A 16,058-nucleotide genomic window follows, 5' to 3' on the forward strand; every position below is an offset into this window, starting at 1 on the left:
TCTCCCAACCGGTTGATGTCCTAGCGATTGCAAGTCATTTATATTGATCTGAATTACCCGGACGTGCCAGTCCTACTTTCGAGTTAGCCTCTTGAAGGTGGGGCTGGTTTTATCTAACCCTGTTACTTCAATTATCCAATCTACAATCTAAAACCTAAAATCTAAAATCGATTGACTATGGTTGAACCAGTTGCAGAGTTAAATGAACCTCTATCTCTTCAGACTGCAGAAATAGTAGAAATAGTAGACCCGAAAATATTTCAGCTCGTTCTCTCTCAAAAAATAGCTCTCAAATTTTCCAAAAAAGACGTTCGATCGACCCTGAAAGCCTCAACTCTAGACGGCGTTTTTGCCACTATCTTCGAGTCGGCGACCACCGGCGTGCTGCTGAGCAACTTCTTGCTGCAACTCGGCGCAAGTAGCGTGGAAATAGGTATATTCTTTGCTATTCCGATGGTGGTAAATCTCCTGCAACCATTAGGAGCCTACATCGCAGATCGGACAACCACCCGCCGCTCGTACAACCTATTTGTATTCAGCGTTTCGCGGCTGCTGTGGCTGGTGCTGGCGGTGGCAATTGTTTGGGGTTCCCAGCACGCAGACCTCCGCCAACTGCTGCAATGGACACTGGTAACAGTCGTAGCAGCTAGTATGCTGGCAGCTTTGGCCAATTCTAGCTGGTTCAGTTGGATGGCTGCTGTGGTTCCTCAGCGCTTGCGGGGACGGTATTTTGGCTTTCGCAACAGTGCTGTCAGCCTCATCACTTTGCTGGCAGTGCCGTTGATGGGATTGGGAGTGTCAACTTGGGACGGCGGCCCAATTTTGGGCTACGGTATTGTTGTATTGGTGGGTGTTTTGGCGGGAATGATTAGTTTGGGGTGTCAATCCTTGATGGTTGATGTGAATCCGCAGGTATACAAAAAAAATGCACAGAGCGATCAACTTACAGAGAAAAAAGCAAAGCAAATAACAGATTTTGTGCCTTCTGTGCTGAAAGATTCTAATTTTTTAATATTTATTCTTTACTTCAGTGTGTGGACATTTGCTGTTAATCTCAGCGCGCCTTTTTTTAATATCTACCTGCTGAAAAATTTAAGCTTGGATGTGAGTTTGGTAACGATTTACACCAGCTTAAGTTCCGGCGCAAATCTAGTGCTGCTGATGTTTTGGGGTAAGTTGGCCGATCGCTGGGGAAATCGCCCGCTGCTAATTGCGGTGGGGCTGGTGGTGGCGATAACGCCTTTGCTGTGGTTGGGTACGGGGAATTACCCGTTTGCCCTCTGGGTGTGGCTGCCGCTGCTGCACTTGTTGGGGGGAACGACTTTAGGCGCGATCGGGCTGTGTACTAACAATATTCAAATGGAGATAGCGTCGATCGAGCAACCTTCGACTTATTTTGCGATCGCCGCAGCGGTTGCGGGAGTAGCTGGGGCTTTGGGAACTACCGTCGGCGGCTTTCTTGCCGAACTTCCCGGCATGAGTTTGGGAGCAGTGTTTGCCCTCTCGGCTACTGTGCGGCTGATTGCTCTTGTGCCTTTGGTTTTGGTGCGAGAACCTCGTAGCCAGTCGCTGCGGTCGATCGTCCCCACTTTAGGACGTTTCAATTTAAACCGGGGCTAGGAAGTTTTAGTACAAATTTGCCCATTCAGAAACCAGAAAAATCCCAATATTGTTCAACAATTCAACCACATCGCAGGAAATCTGAGAGTGACTGAAACAAAATTTAGCCTCAAACAGAGCATTGAACCTGCTACTTGTGCAACAAATACCTCATTATTATCTTGCAGCCTACAGACAAATCGATAAGATATAGCTGTTTTATAAGCTGACAAGGCAGAGCGTAAATGTCTTTAAAGGTTTGTTAGCTAGGGCGTCGGATCACTACTCCTGTTAGTAGGAAAATCGCTCATTTTCCCAGAAGCAAACCTACGATTACACGCTCTAAATTTTTTACGTTTTAGGAGAATCTAGCATTTTCCCAGAAGCAAACCTACGATTACACGCTCTGATTTTTTTAAGTTAAGGAATATTAATAATATTAACATTTTAATACAACAAACTCAAATAGATGGTGTTTTGGGACTAATATCCTGACAATCGAAATAGTTAAAGATTGCCCAGCCACATAACACTTTCGAGCCAAAAACTAGCAGGGCTCGCCTGACGCGACAGAAAAACCGGAATTGGCAATTCTCTTGTAACCGATTACCAAAGACAGGTCGCTCTCAACTTTCAAATTCAAAGAGAGAACTTAAAAATGAAACGTCTGATTGTTTGCTGTGATGGAACTTGGCAACAACTCAATAGTAGTTACCCAAGTAATGTGATTAAGCTTGCCCAGGCAGTGAAATCGAGTGGCAGTGATGGGGTTCCGCAGATCGTGTTTTATGACGAGGGAATTGGATCGGATAGTAACAAGATTTTGGGCGGAGCCACTGGACTGGGAATCGATAAAAATATACAAGATGCCTATCGTTTTCTTTCTCTCAACTATGAGAAGGGTGACGAAATATATCTATTCGGGTTCAGTCGCGGTGCTTACACAGTCAGGAGTCTAACCGGGATGATTTATTGCTCCGGTCTCCTATCCCGCCCTCATATTACCAGGGCATCAGAAGCTTACGAGCTTTACCGTACACGAGACATTAAACCAAAGGATCGGGTAGCAGCCAATTACCGCGAAGATTACGGCGATCGCGTCCCGATTACCTTGCTTGGTTGTTTCGACACCGTTGGAGCCCTTGGTATTCCTACTCTACCCGCCTTCAAGAAGTATGACGAACAGCTCAAGAAAAGGTACAGATTCCACGACACCACTTTAAATAAGTTAATTCAAAATGCGTTGCACGCCGTGGCGATCGACGAAGTTCGCGAAATCTTTGATGTTACGCCTATGAAAAAAAATCCTGATGTTGAGAACCAGCGGGTTATTCAAGTTTGGTTTCCCGGCTCGCATATCTGCATCGGCGGTGGAACGAAAGAATACAGCGGTTTATCAGATGCCGCCTTACAATGGATGATCGATTCAACCCGTAACCTTGGATTGGGGCTTGAATTCGATATAAGTGCCATTCCCACAGGTATCAATCCCAATTATGAGATTGATTTTAAAAACAATCCTGGGTTCTTCCAATTGGCAGGAATCAAGTTCCGCGAGGTGGGCGATGCTATTGAGGATCTTCACGAAAGCACGATCAATCGATTGAAAAAACGCCCAGACTATCGACCTAAGAATCTGCAAAAAATTCTCTCCAAAGTAATTGAGAATATAGAAAAATGATAAAACTTTATCAAGCTCTCAGAACCGAACATAAGAAGAGTTTGTAATCTATCTAATCTCCAACACTCGAAAGGAAAAGCAATCATGACAAGAGATACATCTAGAGATGGATTGAGCAACAAAGCTTTAGCATATACGTTGACTCATTTCAAGCCAATTTGGGATTTAGTTCAAAGTTACGAGCCTCTGAAACGTAAACTAAACAAATTTTTTCTCAATAGTATCATTTACAAACTTCCGACTCGCCCGCTTCCCTATAGCTTAATGGGCTTAGATCCCAAAATTCCAGGGACAGATATTCCCAAGAAAACTGATACCTATATCTCTTGGGATTCACTTACAGACAAGACTTATACTGGGCGACATTTACCTCCTGACCCAGAATTTAACAAAGAAGGGAATTTACCACCACTGGACAAATTAAAGACCTTATTCCAAAAAAGAGATGGAAAAACCATTTATTCGGAAAAATCGACTCTGCTCTTTCCCTATTGGGTGCAATGGTTTACAGATAGTTTTCTGCGGATAGATCAGCAAAACCGCTTCAAAAATACCTCCAACCATCAGATTGATATGTGTAATGTTTACGGGTTGACCCGCAAACAAACAAATATGCTCAGAGCTTTCAAAGACGGTAAATTTAAAACCCAAAAACTCAAGCGCCAAGATGGCGTAGAAGAAGAGTATCCACTCTTTTATTATGCCGATCCTGAGCAGGGTATTATCGATCCTCAATTTGAAGGTCTTCATGCACCCCTTAATGATGAGAAAAGACAACCCCCCGAAAAGAAAAGCAAGCTATTTGCAATGGGAGTTGAACGGGCAAACGTCCAAGTTGGCTATGTCATGCTCAACACTTTATGTATCAGGGAGCATAATCGAATTTGTGATGTTTTGTCCAAAAGCTATCCGCAATGGGACGATGAGAGGCTCTTCCAAACCGCGAGAAATATTCTCATGGTGATTGTTCTCAATATCATTATGGAAGAGTACATTTTCCACATTACGCCCTATAATTTTAGGTTCTTTGCCGATCCTGAAGCTTTTACCAAGGAAAGTTGGTATCGAGAAAATTGGATGGCGATTGAGTTTAGTTTTGTCTATCGCTGGCATAGTGCAGTTCCTGAAACCTTTATCTATGACGGTAAAGAAAAATCCATGTACGATTCCCTCTGGAATAATCAGATGTTAATAGATAAAGGGTTGGGTGCATTGATGGAAGAAACTTGTTCCCAACCAGGCACTAGAATTGGTTTGTTTAACACACCTGATTTTAAGATTGCAGGAACACCCTATACATTTATTGATGCTACCGAACTAGCATCTATTAAACTCGGACGGCAGGCGCAGTTAGCCAGTTATAACGATTACCGCGAAATGTGTGGTTATCCCAGGGTGACTGATTTCAATCAAATTACGGGTGACGAATACGCTCAACAAAAATTAAAAGATTTGTACGGTCATGTTGATAAGATTGAACTATTTGTCGGATTGTATGCTGAAGATGTCCGGAAAAATTCAGCAATTCCGCCTTTAGTAGCACGGATAATTGGCATTGATGCTTTCTCCCAGGCTTTAACTAATCCTTTGTTATCGCCTAAAGTCTTCAATAAGGAAACTTTTTCTGAGGTTGGTTGGGAAATTATCCAAAATACCAAAACAGTCTCTGATTTAGTGAATCGTAATGTTCCTCCAAGCGATCCCAAGTACAAAGTCTCCTTCGAGCTTTAAGTTGTAGCTGACAACTAAGACTCAAGGTAGTGGGGGCGCAAAGACACCTGCGCCCTCAAAAATGAGGAAGAAAAAGGCGATATTTTCGCAAGCGATCGCCTACGGCAATTCGGGAGCAATTGCACCAGCAGTTATACTGCTTAACAGATGCAACGGTTTGTGTAGAACCTTTTTTAGCGATTAACCGAAGGTTATGTTATGAACAAAAAGTTATTTACCGAATATCCCGAACAAGACGAACGCAAATATTACGATCTTTTGGTTGAGCAGGCCAAGCTTCGGATGGATAATCTTTACGGCAATAAGGAGCGGGCGCTGCGAGATACTCACGCCAAAACTCATGCTTGCGTTAAAGGAACTCTGGAAATTTTTGACTTTGATGAGGAAGCGATTAAACGAGAATTGGGCAAACGCGCTTCGTTAACTTCTTCGCAACTCAATGCTATTTCCCTTAAGCAAGGTTTGCTAGCAAAACCCAAACAATATCCTGTTTGGTTGCGATTTGCTAACGGGGCTACCAAAGTATACCCTGATTACCAAAAAGATTCGCGCTCAATCTCACTGAAAGTGATGGGGGTGGAAGGGGAACGACTCGCGCAAAGCCATGAGTCAAAAACCCAGGACATCATTGTTCACAATTCAGAAATATTTGTGAGCCAAACCATCAAAGATTACTACGGCTTTTTTTCGGCTCTGGTTGAATCACCAGAGACATTGAAAAAGTGGCTAATCCGACATCCCAGACACTTTCTAGCGGTCTCAACGCTTACGGGTAGCCGGACTCCGAAGAGTTTGCTAACAGCCAAATATTGGAGCGGTTCACCCTCTGCTTTGGGTCTCAATCCCGGTTTCGATCCCTCCCAGCCTGGTCTAGTTCCTGTCGAATATCCTGCGGTAATTAAGTATGGGTTTACTCCGGTTTCATGCAAACCACCGCACGAGATAATTCCAGAACAATCTCGACCGGGAATTCCTAAAATTCCTTTTGTCGATCGCGCTAAAGCCTTGGGTTTAGATCCCAATAAACCAGATAATTATTACAGGGACGATCTAATTCAAGCCTTGGCGAAACCTGATGCCCAATACTGTTGGGATTTTGGCATTCAGTTCCAAACCAGCCTAAAAATGCCGATCGACGATGGCATCAATGTCTGGAAGGAAAAAGAATCACCCTTCTTGAGAATAGGTCGTCTCACCGTCAAGCATCAGATTATTGATTATGAAAAACAATCTGATTTCAACGAAAACCTGAGATATTCTCCCTGGAACGGCTTAGCAGTTCATCGTCCAGTAGGTGCGATCAATCGGATACGCGGTGTTGTTTACCCCGTTGTAGCGAATTATCGCCTTCAAAAGCGAGGTCTTGTCCACCAGGAACCAACCGGAGAAGAAACTTTTTAAGGGAATAATTTTTGTCGGGGACATCCCACCGGAAACGATATTAACAACCGAAACCTTCAAAAAATCCCATCCCTTTTTAGGGGGTGGGAATGTTGAAAATTATGAATTTTTAGTTATCAGTCTTTAGTCCTCATTATTCAGTAGCAATTAATCAATAACTGGGTTCGTACCCAATTATTAATTATTCTGCTAGCAACCAACTGATGACTAATGACCAACGACTGATGACTAATAACTTAAGCTTGCCGTGAGTAGTATTCCACGACTAGCAGTTCGTTAATCTGTAGAGCTATCCACTCGCGTTCGATAACGCCATTAACTTTGCCAACCAGTTTTTGCTTATCAAATTCCAAGTGATTCGGCAAGTGAGCCAAGCCTGGGTCTTTGAGATTAGCTTCTACCATTGTGCGAGAGCGCTCTCTATTTTTCACCGCAACTACATCACCAGGCTTGCACTGATAGCTGGCGATATTGACTTCACGGTCATTGACAGTTATGTGACCGTGATTTACCAATTGTCTAGCGGACGGAATGGTTGGAGCCATTCCCATCCGAAACACAGTATTGTCCAAGCGCATTTCCAAAAATTGCAGTAACACTTGACCTGTGGAGCCCGTGACACGGCGGGCTTTGCGGACGTAACGGAGCAGTTGGCGTTCCGTCACACCGTAATTGAAACGGAGTTTTTGCTTTTCTTGCAAGCGAACCGCATACTCAGAGAGCTTTTTGCGGTTTTGACCATGCTGTCCAGGCGGATAATCTCGTCTGGGAGTTTTGCGGGTTAGACCCGGCAACTCTTTCAGGCGACGGACGATTCTCAATCGGGGGCCTCGATATCGAGACATTTATTTTCCTCTCTAATATCTGTATGCAATTTTATGCAGACTCTATATTATATGTTGGTAACGGTCAAAATTCCAACAAAGATCGATAAAAAAACGATCGACCGCAGCGCGAGCCATAATGTGAGGTAAATTCTGAAGGAAAAGCCGATCGATCGATCGCCCCAATCAGCCAAAAAAACTCACTACTCGATCTGCCATGCACAACCGCAATTTTTCCCACACTTCTTCCCCAAAGCCAGCAGCGACAGGCTCAAGCCCCACCGCGCGCTGGATATTGGCTCTCGGCACGCAGCTAGCAGCACTCGGTTTGTTGGCAACAGCGCTGCCAATCTCGCCAGCATCAGCCATCACTATTAGAATCCCTCGCAATAGGAATCCCTATCGCGTCTGCGCCCTGGAATTAATGGATGCCGGAGTGGGGGCAGAGGCCGCCGCCGCCGCTTGTGCTGACGCCCTCCGCCCCCGCGACATATCTAAATGCGCCCTCCAAATCAACCGCAAAACCAATATTCCGGGTGTCGAAGCGCTCTCTAGCTGTCGGCGGGTGAGGCGTCCCCAAGAATTGGCTAAGTGCGTAGTGAATATTAACGGCAAAAGTCGAACTCAACCTGCGGCTCCCCTGGTAGTGCTCGATGGATGCCGCCGCAGTTTATTGCCACAACAGTTTGCTGAATGCGTAGTCGGTTTGAGCGGCAGGCTCGACTTTCCCACTGATCGGTTAATCGCCACTTGTCTCGACCCCAGGGACAACGTGAGCCAGTTGGACGAGCGTCCTGCACCTACCCCTCCTGTGGAGCTAATTCCACCGCCTGCGCCCCTCAATTAATCACTGTTAACAGTTGACTGTTGACTGTTAACGGTTGACTGTTGACTGATTCATGACTATGACTACTTTTTCCTAATCAAATGTCAGAAATTTTTGCTCAAATTACAGTCGAAGAATTAGCTCGCCAATTAGCAGAAACCAATGCGGAGAAATTGCAGCTTGTAGACGTGCGGGAACCTCACGAAATTGAACTCGCGGCGCTGCCGGGATTTGTAGCTTTTCCGTTGAGCGAGTTTGCCGAATGGTCGGGTGAAATTGACGCTAGACTTGATCGCGACACCGAAACCCTAGTTCTGTGCCATCACGGAGTGCGATCGGCTCAAATGTGCCACTGGTTAGCCACTCAAGGATTTACTAACGTTAAAAATATCGTTGGTGGCATCGATGCTTACTCAATGGTGGTCGATCGAACCGTCCCCCGCTATTAACATCAAACCCAATTCTTAACTATCGCTTTCTTCAGAGTCCGCGCGGGCGGACTTTGTATGTGTAGAAACGAATTATATTCTCCCAGAATGAGCTAATTAACAGCAACAAATCGAAAATTTAAAAGCTTACTCATAGTGAGCCGATCGCGCCCCTGCCTTTTCGAGTCATAAAGAGCCTCATCAGCCGCCAGTAGTAGCGTTATCGCATCATTTTCCTCACTTGGAACAACGCTGGCAATTCCCAAACTAATCGTTACTACAGAATTAGGTAGACCGTCAACACAATCGGGGTTAAAAACAATATTCAAAGCTTTCACTTTCGCTCTAATTTGTTCGGCAACAACCAGAGCCGCCGATCCATCAGCTTCCGGTAAAATCACAGCGAATTCCTCGCCCCCGTAGCGAGCAGCTACATCAGCAGGACGCTGGAGCGATCGGCGAATTGTCTGAGCTACCGATCGCAAACACTCATCTCCTGCTTGATGTCCGTAGGTATCATTATATATTTTGAAATAATCGAGATCGCACAAAATTAAAGATATCGGATACCCATTGCGAGCCATGTGTTTCCATTCCGTTCGCAAGCAACTATCAAAATATCGTCTGTTACCAATTTGAGTAAGTTCGTCCACATTCACCAAAGCTTGCAGCCTTTGATTTTCTCGCAGCAACTCCTCAAAACCAACCATCGACAACTTGTCCTCGCACAAATTTTGTCCTTGAAAATACAGGCGATATAATTCGCAAGATAAACTACAGTTATTTCCTTCTAATTTGACAAGTCCCATGCTCTCTAACTGATAAGCAATCAAAGGTCCGAGGTGAATGCTATTTTTAGCATCGACAACTTGTTGGAATGCGGAGGCGAGTTCGGGCTGCTGTTGAATGGCGATCGACTGATTTTGCAAGTAGTCGCTATAAATTCCGCTGTGAGTAGGAGCTGCTATTAACAATTCTGCCAACTCGGCTCGCCCCAGTTCCTCCCCAGGCTCATCCCGATCGACCGACAGGCGGTTTTGTTGCAAAATTGCCAGATGATACAGCGCTAAATGCACTAAATAAGGATGCCCGCCTACCATGTTCATTAATTGCTCTATCGAATTGCTATCGCTCCAGTTTAGTCTGTATCTGCACGCCAAATCTTGGACTTGTTCAGCAGTGAATTCTGAGAGTTGAATCGGCATCCCTACATTAAATGGAGATTGATTAACATTCAAAGCAAGATAAATCTCTGTCGAATGAATGACAACAATGCGGAGTTTTTGCCAAGTTGTGCTAGCGCGAGCTTGTTCGTACCAAAAACGGATCACTGACAGAAAATCTTGAGCAATATTGGTGCGTTCAAATACTCGATTTATTTCGTTAATCACCAAGACAATGGGGCTGTCAATTTGTTCGAGCAAATAGTTTTCAAAGTAAATAGTGCAGCTTACCTTGCTGCCCATATCTTCATCCCAGCATTCATCAATATTGGATTCGAGTTTTAGTTGCCGAGCGACATTGACACAAAACCAGCGCAAAAATTTATCTAAATTAGCAAAAACCTCTGTGTCGGCTTGCTGAAAGTCTACAGTTACTGTGCGGTATTCACGATCGACTGCCGCGTGAATTATCCGCAGCATCAGCGAACTTTTGCCCATTTTTTTGGGAGCTTTAATGCGAACTAGGCCTCCGGGTTTGCTAATTTCTGCAAAGGCCAGGGCTTCGGCCCCTGAGCGATCAATATAAAATCGAGAGTCAAGCGGTATGGGGCCGCCGGGAAATTCTAGGTCGGCAACTGTTTGGATCAAGTTTGGTAATTTTTGGAGTCCTGCCATAGTCGTTCCGCAAGGCGATACCCTGACTGTATCTTACCTTTGTCAGGTTAGGAGATAGACGAGCCGTGTCCAAGATCGATCGACAATCCTAAAAAATCTCAGTTTTTAGGGACTTCCCGGAACTGACTTTGCTATAGTAGTGTCACTTTACCCAGTCTCAAACCCTGCTTCAACACGGCTCTGCAGATCGACAAAAATTCGACGGTAGCCCAGACGCGATCATTCTGAGCCTTTACCTGAAAAATAACTCGTTGGTCGTCGATGTCGCGCAGGAAGAGCCCCTATCTAAGGAGAAATAATCATTGTCACGCCGCTACCTGTTTACCTCTGAATCGGTCACTGAAGGCCATCCCGATAAAATCTGCGATCAAATTTCAGATACGATTTTAGATGCCTTACTGACTGAAGACCCCAAAAGCCGCGTCGCAGCAGAAGTTGTCGTCAACACCGGCTTAATGCTGCTGACGGGCGAAATTACCACTAAAGCTCAGGTAAATTACATAGAATTAGCCCGGAAAAAAATAGCCGATATTGGCTACATCCACGCTGACAACGGCTTTTCGGCCAATAGCTGCTCGGTGTTGGTGGCTCTTGATTCTCAGTCTCCCGATATTGCTCAAGGGGTGAATACAGCCCACGAAAGCCGGGAACAATCGAGTGAAGAGGAATTAGACGCCATCGGCGCTGGCGACCAAGGTTTGATGTTCGGCTTTGCTTGCAATGAAACGCCGGAAATGATGCCTCTGCCGATCAGTTTAGCGCACCGGATTTGCCGTCAACTAGCAGCAGTCCGCAAAACCGGTCAGTTATCTTACCTACGTCCCGACGGCAAAAGCCAAGTTACAGTCATCTATGAGGATGGCAAACCTGTTGGCATAGATACAATTTTAATTTCTACCCAGCACACCGAAACGATCGGCGACATCACAGAAACAGCCGCAGTTCAAGCCAAAATCAAAGAAGACCTTTGGGCTGCTATCGTCCAACCTGTGTTTGCCGATATTAGCGTGAAGCCGGATGCAGAAACTCGCTTCCTTGTCAACCCCACAGGCAAATTTGTGGTCGGCGGGCCTCAAGGAGATTCGGGTTTGACGGGTCGCAAAATTATTGTGGATACCTACGGCGGCTATTCCCGCCACGGTGGCGGCGCTTTTTCTGGGAAAGACCCCACCAAGGTAGACCGCAGCGCGGCTTATGCTTGTCGCTACGTTGCTAAAAATATCGTAGCGGCTGGTTTGGCCGAAAAGTGCGAAGTGCAGTTGAGTTATGCGATCGGCGTTGCGCGGCCTGTTAGCATGATGATCGAAACTTTTGGCACTGGAAAAGTTGATGACGATCGCCTTTTGGAAGTTGTGAAGCAGCATTTTGAACTGCGTCCTGCGGGAATCATTCAGGCCTTTAATTTGCAGAATTTGCCTGCCGAAAGAGGCGGCCGTTTCTATCAAGATGTGGCGGCTTACGGTCACTTCGGACGCACTGATTTAGATTTGCCTTGGGAGGAAACTGATAAGGCGGAACTTTTGAAAGAAGCTTTGAGCCAGAAGTTGTCTGGAGTAGCTGGATAGTACAATTTTGGGGCGTGTACTGCGCCCCTTATCCATAAATAATATCGGGTGCTACCAATCAAGGTAGGGTGCGTACTCTGCACCTTATTCATAAATAATATCGGGTGTTCTTCGGCGCATCTTATCCATAAATAATACCGGGTTGTACCAATCAATAACGTAGCGGGCGCAGTGCCTACCTTCAAAGACAAAAAGAATAAATAAATGCGATTTTTCACACCTTTCCAATCAGCAATTCGCAGTTTTGCCTCTTCCCTCCAACAGCGGTTGGCGACGACTGGATTTTCTGCACCAAATCCAGCAACGCTGCCAAGTTCGTTTGCGACTAACAATCCTGGTGGAATTCGCGGCGTTTGGATAACCACCACTGACTCCAAAGTTCTCACATCTAAAGAGCGAATTGCTGAGGCAATGGACTTTCTCGCCGATACGGGATTTAATACCGTTTTTCCTATAATTTGGAGCCAGGGTTATACGGCTTATCCTTCTCAAATTATGCGAGAAAAATTTGGGGTGGAAATTGACTCGCGCTATCAAGGTCGCGACCCCTTAGCAGAAATATGTGTTGAGGCCAAGAGAGTTGGTTTAAAAGTGATTCCTTGTTTTGAATACGGATTTGTGAGTTCTTACAATCGCAAGGGCGGTCATTTGCTGGCGAAAAAACCTGAGTGGATCGCCCGTGATGTCAGCGGCAATTTACTGAAGAAAAATAACTTTGACTGGATGAATTCTCTTGACCCGGAAGTGCAAGACTTTGTGCTGGGGTTGATGCTGGAAGTTGCTAAGAATTATCCGGTGAACGGGGTTCAAGGAGACGATCGCATTGCGTTTCCGGTAGAAGGCGGTTACGACGAAAAAACGGTTAAACGCTATCTAGAAGAGTGCGGTAAAGCAGCGCCGTCGGATTGTAAAGAACAACATTGGCTACAGTGGCGTGCTAATATTATTACTGAGTTTGTAGCTCGTTTACACCGAGAAGTGAAAGCTATTAATCCTGATTTGTTGCTATCAATGTCGCCGAGTCCTTATGACTGGGGGCTGGTGGAATATTTGCAAGATTCTAAAGCTTGGGTTGACAAAAATTTGGTGGATCTGCTTCACCCGCAGTTTTATCGTCGCGATTTTAATGCTTACAAACAATTGGTCGATAAACTTATTGATGGACAGCTTAGCGGGCAGCAAGTAAAGTGTGTGTCTCCCGGTATTTTGTTGACGAATCGAGGCACCAAATATAGCATAACTCCCGAACTGTTGTTGCAAGTAATTGCTTACAACCGCTCTCGCGGGATTCAAGGAGAAGTGATGTTTTTTTACGAAGGTTTGCGAGAGAACGATAACGCTTTGGCTAAGGTTTTGAAAAAAGGGCCCTATGCTCGTTGAGAGATTGTCCCGCAATCAAGCTGTTTCTGGTTGGTTGCGGTCAATCGATTTTAGATTTTAGATTAAAGAATTGAAGTATTGACCCCACGGATAAATTCGGGGGGCAAATTTCATCGGATACAGGTTTTTTATTTATTTCTGGATGGATGAATCCAGGGGCTTGTATCCTTGATGCTTTCGGTCAACCGCGCCGATCGCTATTTCAAACCAACCTGCTATAAAATGATATAGCAGAGTTAGGCTATCTCAAAACCCAGCGATGCCAATCAGCAAGCGCTACTAATTGTCAAGGTGATGGCCCAAACAAACCCCATAATTAATAATTGGGGAGTTGCAAAAATAGTAGAATAAGACATATTTTAGAAGTGGTGCAACCTTTTTTTTAGAAGTAGCATTTTGTAGACGCCATCTTTTTTAAAGACAGTTTAAAAGAGCAATCTCAACCGCTCGCCAAAATATTAGGATAAATCAGTGACCTCAGCAGCAAGCCTCATCCAACAGCTACCCCAGCTCAGCGATGCTCAATTCCATCAAAAATATTTGAAACAAAAACAAGGGATGCGGACACTGGCGACTATATTGCCGCAAGTAGAACAGCAAAGTCTGGCTTTGCGGGCAGTAAAATTAGCTCTAAAAGTAAATTTAAAACTCGGCTCGAAGCTAGCAGGAACGGTAAAGCCAGAATTTCAAACAGCTACCATAAAATTAATCGACAAAATCCCCACTTCGCCGCTGCTCAAAATTCGACTGCTGGCCCTAACAAGTTCCGATATGGCAATTCCGATGCTGGTGGCCGCATTGAACCACAAAGAAAGTGCAGTGCGCCTTGAGGGGATTCGAGCGATCGCGAAAATCGGCTCCGAAGCAGCAGTAATTGAATTAGCCCGATCGCTCGAATCCCAAGATTCCCAAATCCAAGCTTGGGCCGCTTGGGCTTTAGGAGAAATTGGCTCGAAACCAGCCGCCATAGCACTGCTCAAAGCAATCAAGCACCCAGAGTCTAGGGTGCGCGCCTGGGCTGTTTGGGCCTTCGGCAAAATTAACCCGAAAATAGCCGTCCCCGCGCTGCTGAAAGCCCTCAAACACCAAGACTCGGAGGTGCGCTGGCGGGCCGCCGTCAACTGCGGGAAAATCGGCGTCTCTGAGGTAGTTCCCGGGCTGCTGAATGCCCTCAGAGACGAAAATCACATCGTCCGCGCTAGGGCGGCGGCGGCTTTGGGGAAAATCGGCGATTCTGAGGCAGTACCCGGCTTAGTAGAATTGCTTCACGATGATCCCGACTCCTATGCAGTTTCTTTGAGGGCCGCCGAGGCCTTGGGACAAATTGGCACGGAAACGGCTGTGGCGGGGCTGGTACAAGCCCTCAAACATAACGACTCTGACGTACGGGGCAGTGCAGTTTCTGCTTTGGGAGAAATCAGCAGCGAGGCGGCTATGGTGGCCGTAATCCGATCCCTCTCGGATCGAGATATTTTCGTGCGCGGCAGGGCGGCGGTTGCCCTTGGGAACATGGATACAGAGGGAGATGCTAAATTGCCAAAAATGGTGGTCGCGGGACTGGCGAGCGCAATTGGCGACAGCGAATCTTATGTGCGGTGGAGAGTTGCTGCTGCTTTGGGGGAAATTGGGACAGAGGAAGCTGTGGCAGGTTTGGTGCGGCTGGTGGGGGACGAAAATTCTGGAGTGCGCCAAAAGGCTGTTAAATCCCTCGGTCAAATTGGCTCAACGGCTGCTATTTTGGCTCTGGAAACAGCTTTAAATCGCGAATTTGCTGACGTTCGGGCGCTGGCTGTCCAATACTTGGCGGATGTCAACACTGAGGCAGAAACAGTTGATTTTGATCCCTCTGTTTCCCCAGATTTGTCGGGTGAAAAATTGCCGGAAATCCTGATTGCTTCGCAAGTAGAAGCCAGCCAATACATTGTTGAGCGCCCTGCGCGACGCGAGATTAAATACCTGATCTCGATCGGCAGTCCGGGTGTGCCCGAACCCAAAACTTTTCGTCAAATCCCGAACCAAATGTGCCTGGAATTTAACGACCTCGACACCCCCGTTGACGACCCGGATCAAATCTTGCCTACCCTTGAGGATGTACAGAAAATTATTGACTTCGCCCTGAAAAAGTCGTCGCAGGGAGGCTGTTTGCTGATCTGCTGCCAAAGTGGGATCAGCCGTTCAACGGCCACAGCTTTGACTGTGTGTGCTGCGCTGTTGGGTCGTGGCAAAGAACGGGAAGCTTGGGCGTTGGTGCTCGCCGCCAGACCCCAAGCCAAGCCGAATCGCTGGATGGTACACTTGGCCGATGAAGCTTTGGGTAGAGACGGTAAGCTAGCACTGGCGATCGAATTGACCACCGCAAATCCAGAACTCGCAATCGCCAACAGTTGAGTCGCAGAAACCGGGTTTCTTTTCGTAAGCCCTACAGTTATACTCAACTAACGACACTTCACCTCAGACTTGTCTTTGCGGGGCAATGATGCCAAAAGTCGATCGCCAGGGTGCAAAAGTTCGATCGGCTGCTGCATTTGTGACATTCTGTGCTAACAAGTTGTCGGATGCTCAACAAAAACCGTCAAGCAATCGTCGCATTGCTGGCAGCCAAAGCCCAAAGCGAAGGAATCGGGTGCATTGTCAACAGACAATATCAGCTTTGGGCTACTCAATCGGCTGCTGCATTTGTGACATTCTGTGCTAACAAGTTGTCGGACGCTCAACAAAAACCGTCAAGCAATCGTCGCATTGCTGGCAGCCAAAGCCCAAAGCGAAGGAATCGGGTGCATTGTCA

At 46.2% G+C, this 16,058-nt stretch carries 12 protein-coding genes; 10 read left to right on the top strand and 2 right to left on the bottom strand.

The genetic code is table 11. The features are described 5' to 3' along the window. Window positions 1-177 precede the first annotated feature (177 nt). The 4 genes from QUB37_RS25360 to QUB37_RS25375 all read left to right on the top strand — a co-directional run bounded on the left by QUB37_RS25360 (window position 178) and on the right by QUB37_RS25375 (window position 6,412). The gene (locus tag QUB37_RS25360) at window positions 178-1,620 is read left to right on the top strand and encodes an MFS transporter (protein WP_333167417.1); all 1,443 of its coding nucleotides are present in this window, start codon (window positions 178-180) and stop codon (window positions 1,618-1,620) included. Window positions 1,621-2,257: 637 nt separating this feature from the next. Next, complete coding sequence (locus QUB37_RS25365) at window positions 2,258-3,280, top strand: DUF2235 domain-containing protein (protein WP_333167419.1); 1,023 nt, start codon at window positions 2,258-2,260, stop codon at window positions 3,278-3,280. Window positions 3,281-3,364: 84 nt separating this feature from the next. After that, window positions 3,365-5,011, top strand: coding sequence for a peroxidase family protein (locus QUB37_RS25370; RefSeq protein ID WP_333167421.1), 1,647 nt, complete (start codon window positions 3,365-3,367; stop codon window positions 5,009-5,011). Between the two features lie 198 nt (window positions 5,012-5,209). Then, window positions 5,210-6,412, top strand: a complete 1,203-nt coding sequence (locus QUB37_RS25375) for a catalase (protein WP_333167424.1) — start codon at window positions 5,210-5,212, stop codon at window positions 6,410-6,412. Window positions 6,413-6,648: 236 nt separating this feature from the next. Here the strand turns inward: QUB37_RS25375 and rpsD are convergent, their stop codons facing one another. Beyond that, complete coding sequence (rpsD, locus tag QUB37_RS25380; protein ID WP_172190738.1) at window positions 6,649-7,257, bottom strand: 30S ribosomal protein S4; 609 nt, start codon at window positions 7,255-7,257, stop codon at window positions 6,649-6,651. A 196-nt stretch (window positions 7,258-7,453) separates the two neighbouring features. Here rpsD and QUB37_RS25385 point away from each other — a divergent pair, with 196 nt between their 5' ends. Together QUB37_RS25385 and QUB37_RS25390 are read left to right on the top strand one after the other, a co-directional pair. After that, window positions 7,454-8,083, top strand: a complete 630-nt coding sequence (locus QUB37_RS25385; RefSeq protein ID WP_333167426.1) for a hypothetical protein — start codon at window positions 7,454-7,456, stop codon at window positions 8,081-8,083. A gap of 80 nt (window positions 8,084-8,163) precedes the next feature. Further along, complete coding sequence (locus tag QUB37_RS25390) at window positions 8,164-8,511, top strand: rhodanese-like domain-containing protein (protein ID WP_333167428.1); 348 nt, start codon at window positions 8,164-8,166, stop codon at window positions 8,509-8,511. A 92-nt stretch (window positions 8,512-8,603) separates the two neighbouring features. Here the strand turns inward: QUB37_RS25390 and QUB37_RS25395 are convergent, their stop codons facing one another. Next, entirely contained in the window at window positions 8,604-10,328 is a 1,725-nt protein-coding gene (locus tag QUB37_RS25395) for an AAA-like domain-containing protein (RefSeq protein ID WP_333167429.1), read from the bottom strand. 302 nt (window positions 10,329-10,630) lie between these two features. On the opposite strand from QUB37_RS25395, the gene metK reads away from it, so the two are divergent. From metK to QUB37_RS25415, 4 genes are all read left to right on the top strand, one after another. After that, window positions 10,631-11,893, top strand: a complete 1,263-nt coding sequence (gene metK, locus QUB37_RS25400) for a methionine adenosyltransferase (protein ID WP_333167431.1) — start codon at window positions 10,631-10,633, stop codon at window positions 11,891-11,893. A 204-nt stretch (window positions 11,894-12,097) separates the two neighbouring features. After that, window positions 12,098-13,273 carry a family 10 glycosylhydrolase gene (locus tag QUB37_RS25405; protein WP_333167433.1) on the top strand — a complete coding sequence of 392 codons (1,176 nt, stop codon included), beginning with the start codon at window positions 12,098-12,100 and terminating at the stop codon, window positions 13,271-13,273. 471 nt (window positions 13,274-13,744) lie between these two features. Then, entirely contained in the window at window positions 13,745-15,661 is a 1,917-nt protein-coding gene (locus QUB37_RS25410) for a HEAT repeat domain-containing protein (RefSeq protein WP_333167435.1), read from the top strand. Between the two features lie 167 nt (window positions 15,662-15,828). Further along, on the top strand, window positions 15,829-16,058 hold a 230-nt coding region (locus tag QUB37_RS25415), incomplete at its 3' end, for a hypothetical protein (RefSeq protein WP_333167437.1).

This window comes from Microcoleus sp. AT3-A2 (assembly GCF_036705685.1).
In the GTDB taxonomy this organism is placed as follows: Bacteria; Cyanobacteriota; Cyanobacteriia; order Cyanobacteriales; family Microcoleaceae; genus Microcoleus.

Coding starts and splice junctions, on each gene's coding strand:
- QUB37_RS25390 (WP_333167428.1), top strand. CDS start 8,164: ATGTCAGAAATTTTTGCTCAAATTACAGTCGAAGAATTAGCTCGCCAA.
- QUB37_RS25405 (WP_333167433.1), top strand. CDS start 12,098: ATGCGATTTTTCACACCTTTCCAATCAGCAATTCGCAGTTTTGCCTCT.
- QUB37_RS25365 (WP_333167419.1), top strand. CDS start 2,258: ATGAAACGTCTGATTGTTTGCTGTGATGGAACTTGGCAACAACTCAAT.
- QUB37_RS25375 (WP_333167424.1), top strand. CDS start 5,210: ATGAACAAAAAGTTATTTACCGAATATCCCGAACAAGACGAACGCAAA.
- QUB37_RS25395 (WP_333167429.1), bottom strand. CDS start 10,328: ATGGCAGGACTCCAAAAATTACCAAACTTGATCCAAACAGTTGCCGAC.
- QUB37_RS25385 (WP_333167426.1), top strand. CDS start 7,454: ATGCACAACCGCAATTTTTCCCACACTTCTTCCCCAAAGCCAGCAGCG.
- QUB37_RS25370 (WP_333167421.1), top strand. CDS start 3,365: ATGACAAGAGATACATCTAGAGATGGATTGAGCAACAAAGCTTTAGCA.
- QUB37_RS25360 (WP_333167417.1), top strand. CDS start 178: ATGGTTGAACCAGTTGCAGAGTTAAATGAACCTCTATCTCTTCAGACT.
- rpsD (WP_172190738.1), bottom strand. CDS start 7,257: ATGTCTCGATATCGAGGCCCCCGATTGAGAATCGTCCGTCGCCTGAAA.